At 47.1% G+C, this 18,997-nt stretch carries 20 protein-coding genes; 12 read left to right on the top strand and 8 right to left on the bottom strand.

The window, feature by feature from the left end; genetic code table 11:
- Window positions 1-227: 227 nt before the first annotated feature.
- The 5 genes from uraH to pucR form a co-directional block, all read right to left on the bottom strand.
- Window positions 228-575, bottom strand: coding sequence for a hydroxyisourate hydrolase (uraH, locus tag WA325_RS15500; protein ID WP_105953825.1), 348 nt, complete (start codon window positions 573-575; stop codon window positions 228-230).
- Complete coding sequence (gene pucL, locus WA325_RS15495) at window positions 575-2,059, bottom strand: factor-independent urate hydroxylase (protein ID WP_248337994.1); 1,485 nt, start codon at window positions 2,057-2,059, stop codon at window positions 575-577. Before pucL ends, uraH begins: the two co-directional genes overlap by 1 nt.
- A gap of 13 nt (window positions 2,060-2,072) precedes the next feature.
- A complete protein-coding gene (locus WA325_RS15490; protein ID WP_105991623.1) occupies window positions 2,073-3,365 on the bottom strand; it encodes a nucleobase:cation symporter-2 family protein in 1,293 nt (430 codons plus the stop codon).
- Window positions 3,366-3,371: 6 nt separating this feature from the next.
- Window positions 3,372-4,667 (bottom strand): nucleobase:cation symporter-2 family protein, encoded by a 1,296-nt coding sequence (locus WA325_RS15485; RefSeq protein ID WP_442895285.1) that lies wholly within the window; start codon window positions 4,665-4,667, stop codon window positions 3,372-3,374.
- Window positions 4,668-4,867: 200 nt separating this feature from the next.
- Window positions 4,868-6,463: a purine catabolism transcriptional regulator PucR gene (pucR, locus tag WA325_RS15480; protein WP_336183905.1), complete on the bottom strand. Its 1,596-nt coding sequence runs from the start codon at window positions 6,461-6,463 to the stop codon at window positions 4,868-4,870.
- 180 nt (window positions 6,464-6,643) lie between these two features.
- Between pucR and WA325_RS15475 the strand changes: the two genes are divergently transcribed.
- The 7 genes from WA325_RS15475 to yunB all read left to right on the top strand — a co-directional run bounded on the left by WA325_RS15475 (window position 6,644) and on the right by yunB (window position 12,777).
- On the top strand, window positions 6,644-7,987 hold the full coding sequence (locus WA325_RS15475) for an allantoinase (RefSeq protein ID WP_105991625.1): 1,344 nt from the start codon (window positions 6,644-6,646) through the stop codon (window positions 7,985-7,987).
- 98 nt (window positions 7,988-8,085) lie between these two features.
- Window positions 8,086-8,433 carry a YunG family protein gene (locus WA325_RS15470; protein WP_326327045.1) on the top strand — a complete coding sequence of 116 codons (348 nt, stop codon included), beginning with the start codon at window positions 8,086-8,088 and terminating at the stop codon, window positions 8,431-8,433.
- Window positions 8,434-8,470: 37 nt separating this feature from the next.
- Window positions 8,471-9,319 (top strand): DUF72 domain-containing protein, encoded by an 849-nt coding sequence (locus tag WA325_RS15465; protein ID WP_105954120.1) that lies wholly within the window; start codon window positions 8,471-8,473, stop codon window positions 9,317-9,319.
- Between the two features lie 17 nt (window positions 9,320-9,336).
- Window positions 9,337-10,158 (top strand): sulfite exporter TauE/SafE family protein, encoded by an 822-nt coding sequence (locus tag WA325_RS15460; RefSeq protein WP_024122737.1) that lies wholly within the window; start codon window positions 9,337-9,339, stop codon window positions 10,156-10,158.
- A gap of 20 nt (window positions 10,159-10,178) precedes the next feature.
- A complete protein-coding gene (locus WA325_RS15455; protein ID WP_336183904.1) occupies window positions 10,179-11,567 on the top strand; it encodes a bifunctional metallophosphatase/5'-nucleotidase in 1,389 nt (462 codons plus the stop codon).
- Between the two features lie 64 nt (window positions 11,568-11,631).
- Window positions 11,632-11,937: a YunC family protein gene (locus tag WA325_RS15450; protein WP_010331750.1), complete on the top strand. Its 306-nt coding sequence runs from the start codon at window positions 11,632-11,634 to the stop codon at window positions 11,935-11,937.
- A gap of 72 nt (window positions 11,938-12,009) precedes the next feature.
- On the top strand, window positions 12,010-12,777 hold the full coding sequence (yunB, locus tag WA325_RS15445; RefSeq protein ID WP_059292623.1) for a sporulation protein YunB: 768 nt from the start codon (window positions 12,010-12,012) through the stop codon (window positions 12,775-12,777).
- 27 nt (window positions 12,778-12,804) lie between these two features.
- Here the strand turns inward: yunB and lytH are convergent, their stop codons facing one another.
- A complete protein-coding gene (gene lytH, locus WA325_RS15440; protein ID WP_336183903.1) occupies window positions 12,805-13,785 on the bottom strand; it encodes an L-Ala--D-Glu endopeptidase in 981 nt (326 codons plus the stop codon).
- A gap of 237 nt (window positions 13,786-14,022) precedes the next feature.
- Here lytH and lipA point away from each other — a divergent pair, with 237 nt between their 5' ends.
- Entirely contained in the window at window positions 14,023-14,919 is an 897-nt protein-coding gene (gene lipA, locus WA325_RS15435; RefSeq protein ID WP_010331747.1) for a lipoyl synthase, read from the top strand.
- Window positions 14,920-14,934: 15 nt separating this feature from the next.
- Here lipA and WA325_RS15430 read toward each other — a convergent pair whose 3' ends face one another.
- A complete protein-coding gene (locus WA325_RS15430; RefSeq protein WP_202852983.1) occupies window positions 14,935-15,564 on the bottom strand; it encodes a YhcN/YlaJ family sporulation lipoprotein in 630 nt (209 codons plus the stop codon).
- A gap of 112 nt (window positions 15,565-15,676) precedes the next feature.
- Between WA325_RS15430 and WA325_RS15425 the strand changes: the two genes are divergently transcribed.
- The 3 genes from WA325_RS15425 to nucF are packed head-to-tail and all read left to right on the top strand — an operon-like array spanning window position 15,677 to window position 17,211.
- Window positions 15,677-15,952 carry a YutD family protein gene (locus tag WA325_RS15425; RefSeq protein ID WP_003228682.1) on the top strand — a complete coding sequence of 92 codons (276 nt, stop codon included), beginning with the start codon at window positions 15,677-15,679 and terminating at the stop codon, window positions 15,950-15,952.
- A gap of 24 nt (window positions 15,953-15,976) precedes the next feature.
- Window positions 15,977-16,411, top strand: coding sequence for a DUF86 domain-containing protein (locus WA325_RS15420; protein WP_105953817.1), 435 nt, complete (start codon window positions 15,977-15,979; stop codon window positions 16,409-16,411).
- Between the two features lie 29 nt (window positions 16,412-16,440).
- A complete protein-coding gene (gene nucF / locus WA325_RS15415) occupies window positions 16,441-17,211 on the top strand; it encodes a 5' nucleotidase NucF (protein WP_024122731.1) in 771 nt (256 codons plus the stop codon).
- A gap of 26 nt (window positions 17,212-17,237) precedes the next feature.
- On the opposite strand, the gene WA325_RS15410 is transcribed toward nucF, so the two are convergent.
- The gene (locus WA325_RS15410; protein ID WP_024122730.1) at window positions 17,238-17,738 is read right to left on the bottom strand and encodes a phosphatidylglycerophosphatase A family protein; all 501 of its coding nucleotides are present in this window, start codon (window positions 17,736-17,738) and stop codon (window positions 17,238-17,240) included.
- A gap of 153 nt (window positions 17,739-17,891) precedes the next feature.
- Between WA325_RS15410 and yutH the strand changes: the two genes are divergently transcribed.
- Window positions 17,892-18,905, top strand: coding sequence for a spore coat putative kinase YutH (gene yutH / locus WA325_RS15405; RefSeq protein WP_105991685.1), 1,014 nt, complete (start codon window positions 17,892-17,894; stop codon window positions 18,903-18,905).
- Window positions 18,906-18,997 lie beyond the last annotated feature (92 nt).

Below are 18,997 nucleotides of genomic sequence, written 5' to 3'. Positions count from 1 at the left end.
ATAGTGATACTAGTTTAATTGATTTTAAATTTTTTTTAGTCTAAGTAGAAATAGAGAACGATAAATTTAATATTTAAAAACAAACTCGAACTCTCAAATACGAGGTCCGGATGTGGCATAATTCGCAGGAACCTTCTCACAATAGGGAGGGTCTTTTATTTATGCAGTGATCCAGCAATCACCTAAACATCTACGGAGCCTGCCTCACCAGCGGGCGGGCTCTTTTCTTAACTCCCCCTATACACCTGATAACCAAACGGCGACAGCAAAAGCGGGATATGATAATCAGCTTCCGGATCAGAAAGATGGAAACGAACTGTTACAATCGTTAAAAACGGCTCAGCCGTGTTCGCTTTCTTTCCTGCAAAGTAGTCTCCTGCATGAAATTCCATCACATACTCTCCAGACACCAGCTCTTCCCCTGCCAGTAGCGGAGCATCGACTCGGCCGTCATCGTTGGTGAAGGCCTCTTTAACAGGGATGACCTCTTCGTTCAGCCGCTTCAATTCGATTTTTACGTTCGCCGCAGGTTTGCCGCAGGTTAAATCCAAGATATGCGTTGTCAGCTTCCCCATCAGGCATTCAGGCTCCCTAATGCTTCCCCGGCTTTCCGTTTTTCTTTCTCGGCGTCTTCTCTCGTCACGGTGAACCGCTGGAAACCGAATGGCGGGCGCGGTTCTGTGTAGACTTTTCCTTTTGTGCCCGGAATCTCTTCGACGACTGTATCCCATGTGTGATTTTGAGATTGGAAGCTGACATCCGCGAGCTGCGGGAATCTCGTTAATATTCTGCATCCGATATGATAGATTAAGTTTTGAATGGAGGGCGTTTCGAGCTCGTGAAATACAGTGCTCGCTAAGTCACGTACCTGCTCAGCCGCCACGTAACGGGCTGGATCGGCGGCGTATGCATCATCCGCATGTTCGTAACGCCAGCTGATGTTTAAATAGACAAAGAGCGGCCGATTGCCATCTTCAGGGAGAGTCGTATATTCGTCTCTGATAAAGCCGACGAAGGAGTTTCCGCTTACTTTGACAAGCTGGAGATCCGTGATTTCGCTGTATTGCTCCTTCAGCGTTATCGTATCCCCAGTTCGTTCTGCTTTGAGCACCGACCGAGCGCGTTCATTGCGCGATCTTCTGAAGACAAGCTGGCTTGTGCCGAGCTCTTGATCGTCGTATGCAGGCATCGCTTCAAACGGAATGTCTTCGCCTGTCAGAGTGATCGTGTCCATATGTGAATAGGTGTCTAAAAATCTGTGAGCCACATAATGCAAGAAGCCTTCGGTGGTTGTTCCCTCATAGGAAGCGAGGTGGCGCTGAATAAAGTTTTTCATCGAATCCGTAGCCACGATGAGTGTATTATCTCCGTCTGTAAATGACGGCAAAAAGGCATCTCCGCCAATTTCGCATGTCACATCAATGCCGACAACTGTATTGGTTCTGCCCGTAAAAGAAGACTCTGGGATTTGATTTATGCCTGTGAGCGGTTTTAAAAACGTTCGGTAGGCAAACACATTTCCTTTGCCGTAAGACATGGTTCTTTTCATTTGAATCTCTCCTTTTTCTGTAATGATGTCCTCTAAACGAAAGCGGGCGATGCGGTATATTTCCTCAAGTGCCTGCTGGAATTCTGTTTCTGGTTTGTTCTTCAGCCTTGTCAGCAGGGCTTGGCGGATCTCCTGTTTCGTTTTTTCCTTTACCGCTAAAATAAAAGGAAAACCGAAGTTGTGATAGTAGTCTTCATTTTGTTTGAGAAATTCCTCGTATTCCTGCTGTTCAAGCTTACTGAGCCCTGCGTTTTGCTGCTCTTTTACAGAGGAAGCGCTCATTGGTTTCTTGGTGCCGAGCCGGGGGTGTTTGCAGATGAGCTCAAGCTGTGTCTTGCGATCCGCAGCTTTGACTAAGCGGGACATTTTTTGATGCAAATCAGAAAGGGAGGAAAACGGGCGGAGTGCCGCGGCCTCCTCCGCAATCCATGCAGAGTGCTCGAAAATAGATCCAAGTGTGTCAGTCAGTGTTTGTCTATCCATTTGATTCAGGTCGTCAATCGTGAACATGAGCCATCACCCTTTACGTATTGATTTCCGCGCCATGGGGCCGTTTGAATTGATAAAAAGCGTTCAGTGCGATCGCGGTTAAGCTGCCAATGACAATGCCGCTTCCGGTCAGCACGGAAGCTGCTCCCGGAAGAGATGAAAACAAAGCGGGCACCGTCGTGGCGCCAAGCCCTAAGCTGACAGAAGAAGCAATGATCAGGAGATTGCTTTGTGATTTAAAATCGATGCCGGAAAGCATTTTAATGCCGTAAGAAATGACCATGCCGAACATGACAATCATCGCGCCGCCGAGCACTGCATTCGGGATCACGGTCGTCAATGCCGCGGCTTTTGGAATCAGACCGACTGCCATCAGCATAAATCCCGTGATGGCGATGACATTGACACTTTTCATTTTTGAAAGCTGAACGATGCCGACGTTTTGCGAGAAGGCTGTATACGGAAACGCGTTAAATAAGCCGCCAAGCACAATCGCAAGCCCTTCCGCACGGTAGCCTTTCTCAAGATCTTTTTCTGTTAGTTTCCTGTTTGTCATATCGGAAAGAGCAAAGTAAACACCCGTTGATTCAACAAGGCTGACAATCGCAACCAATAGCATGGTGAGAATGGCGGGAAGCTCAAAGGTTGGCGTGCCGAAATAAAATAGAGAAGGAATATGAACCCAGGATGCCTCCGCGACGTCAGAAAAATCGACTTTTCCCATAAAGAAAGCGGCTGCCGTTCCAGCTGCAAGGCCGAGCAAAATCGCAATGGAGCGGATAAACCCTTTAAAGAAATAAAACAGCACTAAAATAAAGGCTGTAACGGCAAAGCCAAGCAGCACGTTGCCTAGTGAGCCGAAGTCTTTGCTGCCTTCGCCGCCGGCCAGATTATTCATCGCCGTCGGAATCAGGCTGATGCCGATAATCATAACGACTGAGCCGGTTACGACCGGCGGGAAAAAACGGACAAGCTTCCCGAAGAAGCCCGCGGCTAAAACGACAATCAGCCCGGCTGCGATAATCGAACCGTAAATCGCTGAGACACCGTATGTGCTGCCGATAGAAATCATCGGGCCGACTGCAGTAAATGTACAGCCGAGCACAACAGGAAGGCCGATGCCGAAATAGCGGTTTTTCCAGAGCTGTAACAGAGTCGCAGCCCCGCACATAAACAAATCAATGGCAATTAAATACGTCAGCTGGCCCGCATTGAGCCCGATCGCAGCTCCGACGATCAGAGGGACGAGAATGGCTCCTGCGTACATCGCCAGCATATGCTGAAGCCCAAGCATCAAAAGCTGAAAGGAATGATGCTGTTCCTTCATCTCTATTTACACCTCTTTTTCTAAAACAAGTGTGTTTTCTAATACCGGCAGTTCTTCCTTCTGAACGGTTTTTTCCTTGCTGGCACGCAAACTGAAGAATAGGTTTAAAAAGATCGCAGTCAGGCTTCCTGTGATAATGCCGTCACTGACCAAAATGCGGATCGGAGCGGGAAACTCTGCGAAAATCGCCGGCACTGTGCTGGCGCCGATGCCGAGTGCGATTGAGCAGGCGATGGTCAGCAGATGATATTGGTTTTTCAGATCCACTGTGCTGAGCATTTTTACTCCGGAGGCGATAACCATGCCGAACATGACAACGGTTGCGCCGCCGAGTACAGCCGCGGGAACGGAGGAAGCAAGAGCGGCAACCTTAGGAATCAGCCCAAGGAAAAGAAGGATACAGCCCGCGGTGACGACGACGTTTCTCGTTTTCACCTTTGTCAGCTGCAATAATCCGGCGTTTTGTGCAAATGTATTATAGGGAAAGGCGTTGAACAGCCCGCCTATCATAATGGCGATTCCCTCCGCCCGGTAGCCTTTGACCAGGTCTTTTTCGGTTAGGGGCCGGCCGCATATCTTTCCGATGGCGTAAAAAACGCCGGTTGATTCAACGATAATGACAATTCCGACGATCAGCATCGTGATGATCGGACCGATTTCAAAAGATGGAGCGCCAAAGTAAAACGGCTTCGGGATTTGAAAGAATGGGGCTTCAGATACAGATGAAAAGCTGACCTTGCCCATGACGGCAGCCGCCGCAGTACCCGCAGCAATCCCGATCAGAACGGAAAGCGTTCGGGCAAACCCTTTGAGAAAGCGGTTGAGGACTAAGATCAGGATAAGGACGCTGACAGAAAGAAGAAGGTTTTCGAGAGAACCGTACTCGGGATTAGCACTGCCGTTTACTTTTTCTCCGCCAGCCATATTTTTCACACCTGTCGGAACAAGAGAAAGACCAATCAAGGTCACAACAGTTCCTGTTACGACAGGAGGGAATAACACGGTCAGCTTGCCGAAGAACCCGGCACACAAGAAGATCAAGACACCAGCTGCAATGATTGAACCGTAAATCGCTGAAATGCCGTAATTTGCACCAATTGCAATCATCGGGGTGACGGCCACGAACGAGCTGCCGAGCATGACGGGAAGGCCGATGCCGATGTACGCTCCTCGCCAGGTTTGCAAAAGCGTCGCGGCTCCGCATGTTAACAGGTCAATCGCCAATAGATAGGACAGCTGTTCCGACGTTACATTCAGCGCTCTGCCGACAAGCAGAGGCACCAAAATCGCACCTGCGTACATGGCCAGCACATGCTGCAGGCCAAGAGTGAACACTGCAAACGGTTTTTGTTTCACTACAGTCCCTCCTTTTTCATGTAAACTTTAGTAACATGATAACGTGCCGTTTGCCGGCTGTCATTGGCTACAGTAGCTGAAAAATAGGAGCGTTATTGCTGAAAGTAACGAAAAGACATTTCGTTTGTAACATCATGTGACAAGTGCTAGCTGATCAGCCGCTGCATCCGCAAAGCAAGCCGCAACCGCATTGTCGTTTCGGGATCTTTTAAGCTTTTGCCCAGTAATTCTTCACATTTTTCGAGGCGGTAAATGACCGTATTGCGATGCACGTACAAACGTTTTGCCGTCTCGGAAATCTGGCAGTGTGTCTCTAGATAGACAGACAGTGTATGAAGCAGGCTTTGATCCTCCTGCTGCTTTTCAGCCAGGCTTTGAAGAGTGGAATTGTAAAATTTCTTCAAATCCTCAACCGGAAGCAGGCGAAGCAGCTCAGGTACATCTTTTGCGTGATACACTTGGATAAACTCCGTGCTTCTTGATAAATGCCCTGATTGGAGAGCGTCAGACGCTTCTGTGAAAGCGTCCGGAACATCGATCAGCTTTTGGCAAATGTTGCTGATGCCAAAGGACAATGTCCGTTTAAATTGGGTTTTGACCTGTGTTTGGAACTGCTCTAAAAAGCTGATCACTGAGGCGTGCATTTCACTCCAGCTGTCTGTCGCCTCGATCAGCAGAATGCCGACATTTCCTTTAATAAAGAGGTGAGGCGGAAACGGGAAGGCAGACAATTCGCCTTCAAGAAATTCAAATACGCTGTCAGAGGCCAGCTGATTTTCAGTAAAGCTGATCGATCTGTCATTCCGGTCGAGCTTTCCGGCGATGCACATATATTTTTGATCCCAGCGGAGTTTAAATTCTTTTGCCCGGTTTTTGATTTCGTCGTCTGAAGAGAACGACCGCTCGATAAAATTACTGAAAAACTCATTCCGCGCCCGCCAGCTGTATTGCTTCAGCGCGTTTTCCTTCAGCAGCTCAAAGGAAATCACGTTCGCAGCCTGTTCAATGGTGAGAATCAATCCTTTGTCAGCGGCTTGGACCATTTCCGGTATAAGCAGGTAGCCGCAGCTTTTTTCGTGATTATAGATAGGAAGGACAGAATATGTTTTCTGATTTGAGATCGAAGAGAAACAAGTGAAAAACGGCCCGGACACGGTGTGCAGCGTGCTTTTGAGCTTTTCGGTTTCAAATGAAATCTGATGAGATGCAGAAAGCATTTTGGCATGCTGGTCAAGGAGCAGCACGGGAAGATGAAGGAGGTCTGATACCTTTTTGAGCAGAGATTGCAATCCCTTGCCGCTCATAATGTGGTTTGTGAATTTCTTATGTGCGTAAATGGCTTGCTGAAGCTCGTTTGAACGCATATCAAGAATATGGCTCAGCGTGGCGTTGACAATGTCTCCGAGGCGTATATGCTCAGGGAGCTCGATGATCGGAAACGCGTGTGAATCGGCGAGGTCAATGATTTCTTTCGGGATATCCTCCAGGTACCGTTTTGTTTTAATGCCGAGACCGGCACAGCCGCGTTTTGCCATTTGCCGAATCAGCTCTGATAACTGGTGACGATTGTCCTTCAGGTGATACGCGGTGGTGACGAGCAGCTCGTCTTTATGCAAAAAATCCGCGATATCAGGAGCATCCATCATGTTGACATGCTGAACCTCTCTTTCTCCCCCTGCTTTTCCCGCAATTAAAACTGCATTTTCGTAAGCTGGTATTTTCATCACATCAAAAATATTCATAGCTCATTCTCCTTTTCGCACAAAAAGTAACCATTGGTTAAGATGAATAAATTTCATTATTAATTCTAGCTGTTTTGCTGATGTAATACGATCATAGTAACAGTAAAATGTTGAAAATAGACTGATTGTGTTACATAAACTGACATAAAAATTCATCATCCTTACAGGGGAGGGTTCAGTATGGCTTACGATTTAGTAATAAAAGGAGCAAAGGCAGTCACGCCGGATGGTGTTAAAGAAGCTGATATTGCAATGAAAAACGGGACAATTGCCAAGATCGGTTCTGCAATTGAAGCAGAGGGGGCACCGGTTGTGGAGGCTAGCGGGCAATATGTTTTTCCGGGTGCGGTCGATTGCCATGTTCATTTCAACGAACCGGGCAGAGAGGATTGGGAAGGGTTTGAAACGGGCTCACAGATGATGGCTGCAGGCGGCTGCACCACTTATTTTGATATGCCGCTGAACTGCATTCCATCCACGGTGACGGCTGAAAACCTTCTCGCAAAAGCTGAAATCGGCAGGCGAAAATCGGCGGTGGATTTTGCGTTATGGGGCGGCCTTGTGCCCGGTCATATTGATGACATACATCCGATGGCTGAAGCGGGTGCGATAGGATTTAAAGCATTTTTATCAAAATCAGGCACAGAGGAGTTTCGCTCTGTTGATGAACGGACCTTGCTCAAAGGAATGAAAGAAATTGCGGCCGCAGGAAAAATCCTTGCTCTTCACGCAGAAAGCGATGCGATCACAAGCTTTTTGCAGATGGAATGGGCGAATAAAGGGAAAGTGAATGCGGATGCGTACGCGGCCTCCCGCCCGGAGGAAGCCGAAGCTGAAGCGGTGTATCGCACGATTCAGTATGCGAAAGTGACGGGCTGTCCAGTTCATTTTGTCCATATCAGCACGGCGAAAGCGGTCCGGCTGATCAGAGAGGCGAAACGGGAAGGGCTTGATGTTTCGGTCGAAACATGCCCGCATTATGTTTTGTTCAGCCATGACGATTTACGGGAAAAGGGCTCTGTCGCAAAATGCGCCCCTCCGCTCAGATCGCAGCCATCAAAAGAGGCGTTAATTGATACGCTGATCGCGGGGGATATTGACATGGTGTCCTCGGACCACTCCCCCTGCCGTCCTTCTCTGAAGCGGGAGGATAATATGTTTTTGTCATGGGGCGGAATCAGCGGCGGGCAGTTTACTTTATTGGCCATGCTTGAATTGGCCCTTGAGCGGGACATTCCATTTGAAACCATTGCTGAATGGACAGCGGGGGCACCCGCGAAGCGATTCGGCCTTCAGCAAAAAGGGCGGCTTGAAGAGGGGCGGGACGCGGATCTCGTTCTCGTCAGCATGGAGCCGTACACAGTCACAACAGAAACGATGTTTGCAAAACATAAGCAGAGCATTTATGAAGGACATACTTTCCCCTGCCGCATCTCGGCCACCTACAGCAGAGGACGGAGCGTGTACAGTGATGGGGAGAAAGCAGACAGCGAAATTGAGGGAGCACTGGTCGTTCCTTCGTAAGGCCGGCAGATTGAATTCTGCCGGTTTTTTTATGTCAGTGACTTTGGTTTTTAAAAATCAATCATCGTGGTATCTTTTTAAAAAGGGGGCTTTCGATGATGGAACACATCAAACACATACTAAACCAATCATGGTCGCTGCATACGAGTTCCAAATGGACGAAAGAATGCCCGGCATGCGGCCAATGCGGCGTGACGGCATTGGTGATACAGGAGCAATTCGGAGGCGATATTTTCAAAACAAAGGTCGGTGAGAGCTGGCATTTTTATAACAGCATAAATGGGGCTGTGTACGACTTTACGAGTGAACAGTTTCAGGAGGCTATTGAGTACCAAAATATCCCTTCCGCAAGAGAGGAGGCGTTTTTGGATACCAATGAGGAACAATATCAGCATCTGCGCTCAGCGTTTTTCCGCAATATGAACAGCATTTCCGAGGAAACCTGAAAACGCGTGTGATAAACTGGAAGAGAGGTGAATGATTGTGATTTATATCGGACTGACGGGATGGGGGGATCATGACAGCATTTATCCGCCGAAAACGGCCAGCCAGAAAAAATTGCAGGCCTATTCCTCCCATTTTCCGATCGTGGAATTAGACGCGAGCTTTTACGCGATTCAGCCGGCGCGCAACAATGAAAAGTGGGTGAAGGAAACACCGGAAACCTTCCAATTTATCATTAAAGCGTATCAGGGCATGACGGGGCATCAGCGCGGCGACATTCCGTTTGACTCCAAAGAGGAGATGTTTGATGCTTTTAAGCTGTCCTTAACGCCATATTTACATAGCCATAAGCTCGCCATGGTGCTGTTTCAATTTCCGCCGTGGTTTGACTGCAAGAAAGAAAATGTCGCTTATTTAAGATGGTGCAAAAATCAAATGGGCGATATTCCTTGCGCGCTTGAGTTCAGAAACCGCTCCTGGTTTTCGCCGCCATTTTATGAGCAGACGCTTTCCTTTATGAAAGCGGAAGGCTGGATTCACAGCGTATGTGACGAACCGCAAATCGGCGAGGGAAGCGTCCCGACTGTGTTGCGGGCGACCGATGAAAACAAAACGCTCGTCAGGTTTCACGGACGCAATAAGCAGGGCTGGATGAAGCCCGATGGCGGGAAAAACTGGCGTGAGGTCAGATATTTATACCGCTATAACAAACAGGAGCTGGAAGACTGGAAAAAGCATCTGAACGAATTGCAGCAGCAGTGTAAAGATGTATTTGTCCTGTTCAACAACAATTCCGGCGGAGACGCCGCGGATAACGGCAAGCAGATGCTTGAACTGCTTGATATCGAGTACCCCGGACTTTCTCCGAGACAGCTCGATTTATTTTAGAAAAGAGGTTTTGATTGATGTCGTTTGTGATTTTGATCGTACTGGGATTTATCGCGGGTACGGTAGGAAGTTTGATTGGACTCGGCGGCGGGATTGTCATCGTTCCGGCCATGATGTTTTTAAGCGCGGTGACGCCGTATTTTCAGGATGTGACGCCGCAGGTCGCCATCGGGACTTCGCTTCTGGTCATTATTTTTACGGGTCTTTCCTCAACTTTGGCTTATATTAAATATAAAACGGTTGATTATAAAAGCGGGCTCATTTTCTTTATCGGTTCAGGTCCGGGCAGCATTATTGGTGCTTACGTGTCAAAGCTTTTTAATTCAAACTCGTTTTCCATTTGGTTTGGCATATTTATGATTCTTATTTCATTATCCTTAATGCTGAAAGCGAAGGCACGGCCGGTAAACAAAGAGCACAGAGGAATAATACGGACTTTTCAGGATGATGCCGGAGAGCCCTATACTTACTCGTATCAGGCATCTGTCGGGATTGCCATCGCCTTTGTTGTCGGCTTTTTAGGCGGGCTCTTTGGAATAGGCGGCGGCTCGCTGATGGTTCCAGCCATGATGCTGTTATTTCTGTTCCCGCCAAAGGTTGCGGTGGCAACGTCCATGTTCATTATTTTCCTGTCTTCTATGACAGGATCTGTTTCACATATCATGTCCGGGCATGTGAATTGGCTGTATGCCCTCGCACTTGTGCCCGGCGCTTGGTTCGGCGGAAGGCTTGGCGCCGCCATCAACCGAAAAATGCAGACGAAAACGATCGTCATGATTATGCGGATCGTATTAATTTTGATCGGCTGCCAGCTCATTTATGAAGGCATTTTCAGCTGAACGATTAGGGAGAGAATGGGATGAAAGAGAAGCTCCGCTTATATCACACAAATGATTTGCACAGCCATTTTGAAAATTGGCCAAAAATAACAGATTATATTGAGCAAAAAAGAAAAGAACATCAGTTGTACAGCGAAGAGACGCTCGTTTTTGATATTGGTGATCATATTGATCGTTTTCATTTTGTGACAGAGGCGACATTCGGAAAAACCAATGTAGACCTCTTAAACCGTCTTCAAATTGATGGAGCGGCTATCGGCAATAACGAGGGGATTACGCTTCCTCATGAAGAGCTTGCTTCTTTATATGATCATGCCGAGTTTCCCGTTATCGTCTCTAATCTGTATGACAAAAACGGAAACCGCCCGTCCTGGGCGGTTCCTTACCATATCAAAACATTGAGAAACGGTATGACCATTGCTTTGTTAGGTGTAACGGTACCGTATTATCCCGTCTATGACAAGCTGGAATGGACTGTTACTGATGCGCTCGAAAGTATAAAAGAAACCATACAGGAAGTGAAAGGACAGGCTGATATCATCGTTCTCCTGTCGCATTTGGGAATTCTTGACGATCAAGCGGTTGCTGAAGCGGTTCCGGAGATTGACGTTATCCTCGAGTCTCATACTCACCATCTGCTTGAAAATGGACAGATGGTCAACGGCGTATTGCTTGCCAGCGCTGAGAAATACGGAAACTATGTCGGCTGTGTAGACATCACGATGGACACTGAAAAGCGAAAAATCATCAGCAAAACAGCGTCTGTTCAAAACATGGCTGAATGGACAGGGGAATCGGCGGAAACCAAAGCATTTCTTGAGGAAAAAGAACGTGAAGCCAAGGAAAAGCTGTCCGTTGCCGTTGCGGAGCTTGCGCAAGATGCTGAAGTCAAGTGGTTTGAAGAATCCGATCTGCCTTTACTTCTGGCATATGCGTTAAAGGAATGGTGCGGAGCCGACATCAGCATGGTGAATTCCGGCGTCATCCTCGGACCGCTTAAAGCCGGCCCGGTGACCAAACTTGACCTGCACCGCATCTGCCCTCACCCCATCAACCCGGTTACTGTCCGCCTGACGGGAGAGGAACTGAAGGAAACGATTGTTCATGCCGCTTCGGAACAGATGGAGCAGCTTCGAATTAAAGGATTGGGCTTCCGGGGAGAAGTAATGGGGAAAATGGTGTACGCGGGTGTCGATGTCGAAACAAAACGGCTGGACGATGGGATGACGCACGTCACCCGGATTACGCTGAACGGAGATGACATAGATAAAAATAAACAATACGCTGTGGCCGTGCTTGACATGTTTACGCTCGGCAGGCTGTTTCCGATCATCCGCGACGCCGAGGTAAAAGAATATTTTATGCCGGAATTTTTGCGGGATCTGCTTGCCTGGAAGCTTGCACAATAAGGAGGTCAGCCCACAACAAGCCGTGCCCTTCATCATAAAGTGATGAAGGAAGGGAGTGGTTGACGTGGTAAATCTGACACCGATTATGATCGAAGGACAGCCTTTTACAGCTGTGACAGTAAAGCTTCCAAAAACAAATTTCATGGCAGTCTCCAATGATCACGGATACATTATGTGCGGCGCGCTTGATGTGGCGCTGCTGAATGAAAAATTAAAGGAGCGTGGAATTGTGGCGGGACGGGCGGTTGGTGTGCGAACAATTGACCAGCTGTTAGACGCCCCTTTAGAATCCGTCACATATGCCGCAGAAGATCTTGGCATTCATGCCGGCATGAGCGGCAGAGAAGCGCTTTTAAAAATGGTGAAATAAAATAAATTGGCCTTGGCTATTACTATGTCCCCCCTTACAAGCATACATTGTGATATGTAAGGGGGGATTTTCTTGCCAAGATATCGCGGCCCTCTTCGCAAGAGAGGACCTTTGCCTTTCCGGTACGTGCTGCTGCTGTCACTCGTATTCTTTATCATATCTACAACAGTCAGCCTTTGGATTATCAACGGCTCTATTAAACCGGTATTAATGAGCATCGGTGAAATGGAAACGAAGCGTGTGGCAACAGAGGTGATTCAGGATTCGATTGAGGATTATATGTCTGACAGCGAAAATATGAAAGATATGTTTCAAATGAATTCTGATGAAAACGGAAATTTAACGACAATCGATTTTAATACACAGATTATAAACAGTGTGAAAACAAAGGTGACAAAGCAGCTTCAGTCTCATCTGAAAGAGATGGAAACCCACACCGGACACAGCGGCGCCAGTGAAAATATTATGATCAACATCCCATTGGGACAGGTGACAGGAAACAGCCTTCTTGGAAACCTCGGTCCGAAAATCCCGGTCCGGTTCAATTTAATCGGTGACGCCTTTACGGACGTCAAAACAAAAATAAAGCCATACGGCATTAATAACGCACTTATTGATATCAGCATCTTCGTAGAAATTAAAGTGAAGGTCATCATCCCGTTCGCAAGCAAAACAGCCGTGGTCACCAATAATGTTCCTGTATCAATTAAAGCAGTGCAGGGCGAAGTGCCGCAATTTTATAACGGAAGCGGCGGTTCAGGTGTTACGCCTTCTGTCCAGCTTCCAAGCAGCAAAGAAGAAGACAGCCATGATTCAAAAAATGAAAAAAACAGCAAATAAAGCCGCCTTTTCATGAGGCGGCTTTCGTCATTTCTTTTTCTTGTACTCATAGCGCTCCCACGCTCTCAAATGTGGATAAGGATCAAACGACCATTCAGTTTTTCCATTATCCTTATACATGCCATAGTGCAGGTGCGGCGGGAATTTTCCGGCCGTGCCAGGCGGGCCGTATCCTGAGCTGCCCACTGACCCGATCACTTGGCCGGGCTCAACGATCTGCCCTGTTTTAATGCCTTTTGCAAACCCATTGAGGTGGGCGAAATAATGATACGTATTGTTAATATCTCTGATGCCGATTCTCCATCCTCCAAAGCGGTTCCAGCCTTTCATTTCAATGACGCCGTAACAGGTGGATTTAACAGGAAGGCCATAGTGGGCAAAGAGATCTGTTCCTTCATGAATCCGCCTTCCCCCAAAGCCCCGGGCGTCTCCCCACGTGCTGCGGTAACTGTAATCCGTTCTGATCGGAAGCGGAAACGCATGCTCGCCCAAATCAATATGACCGTAAGCCTTAAACAGCTTCATGAACTCGGATATGATTCCCACCGTTTGATCACGGCGGTAATAATTCCAGAGCCCGATGCGGATATTCTCCTCATCTGTGCCGTACGACAGCAGATATTGTGCGAATGTATACAGAATGTCTTCATCATTGCTGACCTCGGCTTTCCCGTCGCCGTCACCGTCCATTCCGATTCCGTCAAACACTTTTATGCTTAACGGCGCATCGTCTTTCGGGTTCGGGTTTTCTGGTCCGCTCCAGATCTCATCCGGTACATAGATGCTGATGATTCCCGTTTTGTCAGGCAGATCCTTTCTGTTGCTCCGCACATTCTCCTCGTATTGATCAACAGCGGCAAGCGCATGCCAAGGAATCTGCGTTACAGCCTCGACTTTATGATATAATTCCATCCGTCTGGAAAGCACCGGATCTGAAAGCTCTTTTCCAGACGCATAAGGTTCAAATGCAAACAAAAGGAGAAGAAGGGCAGATAACACAACTTTCACAAAATAATCTCCTTTCAATATTGAATACACATAGTTTGCGGCAACCCGGCGAGAAAATGTCAGTAATGATCTTCCCTTGTCGAGAAATTTTTCCTATGTTAAAGTGTCTAAAGAAAAGACTTTCTTTAGTTAGAAAAACATTATTTTTGTTGCAGAAATGAAAAAACTGCACCTATCTCGTTTTCAGAATGTTTCGTGTCAGAAATTGAGTATATTGGATATTGGAGATGATGGGAATTGGCAAAGAAAGACGAACACCTCAGAAAGCCCGAATGGCTCAAAATTAAATTAAATACAAATGAAAATTATACAGGACTCAAAAAACTCATGCGGGAAAATAATCTGCACACCGTATGTGAAGAAGCAAAATGTCCGAATATTCATGAATGCTGGGCAGTGAGACGTACAGCGACATTTATGATCTTAGGATCTGTTTGTACGAGAGCGTGCCGTTTCTGCGCCGTCAAAACGGGCCTTCCGACTGAACTTGACCTGCAAGAGCCGGAACGCGTAGCAGATTCCGTCGCTCTGATGAATCTGAAACACGCGGTTATCACAGCTGTTGCGCGTGATGACCAAAAAGACGGCGGTGCGGGTATTTTCGCGGAAACTGTCCGTGCAATCCGGAGAAAAAGCCCGTTCACAACGATTGAGGTGCTTCCGTCAGATATGGGCGGAAACTATGATAACTTAAAAACGTTAATGGATACGCGCCCTGACATCCTGAATCACAATATCGAAACAGTTCGCCGCCTGACGCCAAGAGTCCGTGCGCGTGCGACTTACGACCGTTCATTGGAATTTTTGCGCCGCGCGAAAGAAATGCAGCCTGACATCCCGACAAAATCAAGCATCATGATCGGACTCGGTGAAACGAAAGAAGAAATTATCGAAGTGATGGACGACCTCTTGGCAAACAATGTTGATATTATGGCAATCGGCCAATACTTGCAGCCGTCGAAGAAGCACTTAAAAGTCCAAAAATATTATCACCCTGATGAATTTGCAGAATTGAAGGAAATCGCGATGCAAAAAGGTTTCAGCCACTGTGAAGCCGGTCCGCTTGTCCGTTCCTCCTACCATGCGGATGAACAGGTTAACGAAGCATCTAAAAAACGCCAAGCGCAAGCATAATGCCAAAACGCCAGATCATCTGGCGTTTTTGTCATTCCTATTGGTTTCCTTGTCCTGGCGTGTTTCTCCATTGGCATTTTCGTTTTCCGAGACAGGGCTTCCTTGCGGGGAGGTTTTCATTTCTTGTATCGTCCCCGACATGATATCTCTGACATCTCTTGAACTGGAACCGAGATTGCTGTAATTTTTGATGGCCTGCATGTGATTCGGATTGTCGGAAATGTACACATGATAGTAACGTGGAATCACCGAAACCGCCGTTTTTTTCACTTGATCAGCTGTCAGCTCACGGTTTTTCGAATCGGTTTTGTACACGACAAGCGCTTCTTGGTCAGTGACAAGCGCTGCGGCATCTTGAATATGAGGGAGCTGAACCGTTAAGCTTGATATGATGTGAGCGGTTTCTTCACGGTCTGGCGCCGGTGTCTCCTGCTGTTCGGCGTCCAATTGTTCTTTTTGATAGCGGACATAACCAAACTGTTCATTCTCATCATGCCTGTTAAAAGCCTCATCGCGGTCAGATACATGAATGGGTCTGGTTTCATTTTGATGCTGGGCATTCTGTTCAGCGTTATTGAATCCTGCGCCTCCGCATCCGGATAAAAGCCCGGTCATCAGGCAGAGGCTGACAGCAGTTCGCTTCATTTGTAATCCCTCCTCATGTGTAGGGTAGCCAAATCACACGAATTATTCTTTAGCAATTGATGGGGACGGGGCAATGAATTATGATAGGAATGAGTGAAAAAGAGGTGAGATCATGATTCTTATTCAAAATGCCGAATTTGAGCTGGTGCACAATTTCAAAGACGGCTTCAACGAAGAGGCTTTTAAAGCCCGTTATTCCGATATTTTAAATAAATACGATTACATTGTGGGAGACTGGGGATACGGCCAGCTCAGGCTCAAGGGCTTCTTTGACGACCAGAATCAAAAGGCGACCTTTGAAACCAAAATCAGCACATTGGACGAATACATTTACGAATACTGTAATTTCGGCTGTGCGTATTTTGTCTTAAAACGGATCAGAAAATAACCATTACACAAAGGGGATGCTGTCATGTATTTTGTTGACAGAAACAAGATAGAGCATACACTCGGGTTCTTCGAGCGTCAGCTGGCGCTGTTTCATTCGCAAACAGACTGGAAATCCGAAATCGAGGGGCTCGCGCTTGAACGCATCGGCCACTTGTTAATCGAATGCATTCTCGATACAGGAAATGACATGATTGACGGTTTTATTATGCGGGACCCGGGCAGCTATGATGATATCATGGACATACTGGTTGATGAAAAAGTCGTAACGGAAGAAGAGGGAGCAGAGCTGAAGCAATTGATTGCGTACCGAAAAACATTGGTTCAGCAATACCAGCTCGCTGACAGTGCAGAGCTTTACAAGCTGATCACCGCGCATCTAGCGGTCCTTCAAGTCTTTCCGAAACGAATCAGAAGCTACTTGGAAACAGAGCTGGGCCCTGTTTCCGCGTTTAAATAACGACAGGAAAGCCACAGGAGTGTTTAAAAATGAAAACATATAAAGGATATCTAATTGATTTAGACGGAACGATGTACAACGGCACAGAAAAAATCGAGGAAGCGTGTGAATTTGTCAGAACGCTGAAAGACCGCGGCATTCCTTATCTTTTTGTGACAAACAACTCTTCCCGCACACCGAAGCAGGTGGCGGACAAGCTGGTCTCTTTTGACATTCCGGCAACAGAGGAGCAGGTTTTTACGACAAGCATGGCGACTGCCCAGCATATCGCCCAGCAGAAAAAAGACGCGTCTGTGTATGTGATCGGGGAAGAAGGAATTCGCCAGGCGATTGAAGAAAACGGCCTGACCTTTGCAGAGGAAGAGGCGGACTTTGTTGTTGTCGGAATTGACCGCGGGATTACATACGAAAAACTTGCCGTCGGCTGCCTCGCAATCAGAAATGGCGCCCGCTTTATTTCCACAAACGGTGACATTGCCATACCGACTGAAAGAGGCCTCCTGCCGGGCAACGGTTCACTGACCTCCGTGTTAACCGTATCCACAGGCGTGCAGCCGGTATTTATCGGCAAGCCGGAATCCATCATCATGGAGCAGGCGATGCGTGTTCTCGGCACTGACGTATCCGAAACACTTATGGTCGGCGACAACTACGCGACTGATATTATGGCAGGCATTAATGCAGGGATGGATACGCTGCTTGTCCACACAGGCGTAACGAAAAGAGAGCATATGACAGACGATATGGAAAAACCGACTCACGCTATTGATTCTCTGACTGAGTGGATTCAGCATATATAAAAAAGGGCGCCCCAAAGGGGTGCCCTTTATTCTGTATGCCGCGCGCGGTGTGCAAGCCTGCTGGAGGCCGCAGCGGAAATAGCGCCGACAATGTCATCAAGAAATGTATGGCATTCGCCGGTTGATTTATCATTTAAACGGCCGAGGATACCGGGTTTTTCCTTGTCGATGTATCCATAGTTTGTAAACCCGATGGACCCGTAAATATTCACGATGGAAAAAGCCAGAACTTCATCTACTCCATATAGGCTTTCATCTATCTCCAGCATCGTTTGCAGCGGTTCAGACAGTTTTTTCTGCTCAGCAAGAACGTCCAATTCAATGCCCGTTAAAATCGCGTTTTGCACCTCACGCTTTGCGAGGACCCGATTCACATTCAACGTGCATTCATCCATGGTTAAATCCGGATGATATTTTTTCTGCAGAAAAAAGACAAGCTCGGCAATATCAGATACCTCAACGCCGCGCTCCTTCATCCGTTCTCTTGCTTTGGCTTCCATCTGACTGATTTGTTCTTTATCTGACATCAACTTCACCCAATCTTTTTTTACTAGTTTATACAAAACGTACGAGATGTTTACGACTTTTTCTTGCTCCTTCGTCGGATTAAAATATGTATTCATAATTCCGCCTGTGTATGACTACGATGTGATGAGCCCTAATTCAACAGGCAGGTGATCATTGTGAAAGGCACAATAAAAGAAAAATACGGCATTCATATCAGGCAGCTTTCCATGTATCAGCATACTTATCAATGCTTTCAAACACCGAATTCCTTCTTTTTGATTGTTCCCGTTTCCCATTTCTCAGATGAGGAGCTGGCGGAGCTTTATTACATGAGTCAGTATTTACAAGAACAAAGTGACCCATACGTTTCCGTTTTTATCTTTACAAAAGAAGGCGAGCTGACCTTTGAACATGAAGGAAAAACGTACGCTCTGCTGAAGGCGGCTCCTCCTTTTTCAAACCGGTCATTTTCCATAGGGACAGAACTGGCGGAGTTTCATCGAAAGGGCAGAGGATACCCGTACGAAGTGAAGGAGGCCGGAAGAATCGGGCAGTGGAAAGATCTGTGGGGAAAACGCATTGATCAGCTTGAAGCGTTTTGGCAGCGAAAGGTTCATACCCCTCCGCACGAGCCCTTTGATAAAAAAATGATTGAATCGTTTCCATATTATTTAGGACTGTCAGAAAACGCGATTCAATATTTAGTCGATACTGAGCTCGATGACAAACCGCAAGCGGCTGATTCAGGAACAATATGCCATCAGAGGATGGAAAGAAATACGTGGTCTTCTGAATCCCTTATCAGGATTCCGGCTGACTGGGTCTTTGACCACGCTGCACGCGATTTAGCCGAATATATGAGACACACATTTTTGCACCATCGTGATGATTTTAACCGGCAGGGCTTTCGCTTTTTGCAGGAATACGAGCAAATCACACCGCTGTCTTCATTTTCGAAACGTCTTTTGTACAGCCGTCTCCTTTTTCCGCTTCATTATTATGAAATCGTGGAAGGCTACTATATTTCTTCAGAATCGGAAAAGCACTATTATGAAGAGCAGCTCGACTACATTCTCAGCGATTCGGGCTATGAACAATTTCTGAATGCCGCCCAGGAGTTTATGAACATGAGGGCGCAGAACATTTTTGTTCCCCCTGTCAGCTGGCTCGGAAAGGGCGGCTTGTAAGGAAGGAGAAAATCTGACAAAAATAATTAGAAAATAAAGAATCTTGTCATATCAATTGGTTAAGCGTTTACATTCGCAAAATTCAGCAGATT

It is taken from the genome of Bacillus sp. 205(2023), assembly GCF_037027485.1.
GTDB classification, from domain to species: Bacteria; Bacillota; Bacilli; order Bacillales; family Bacillaceae; genus Bacillus; species Bacillus halotolerans.
Note: the sequence above shows the minus strand (reverse complement) of the source record. Positions and strands in the feature narration are given on the sequence as shown.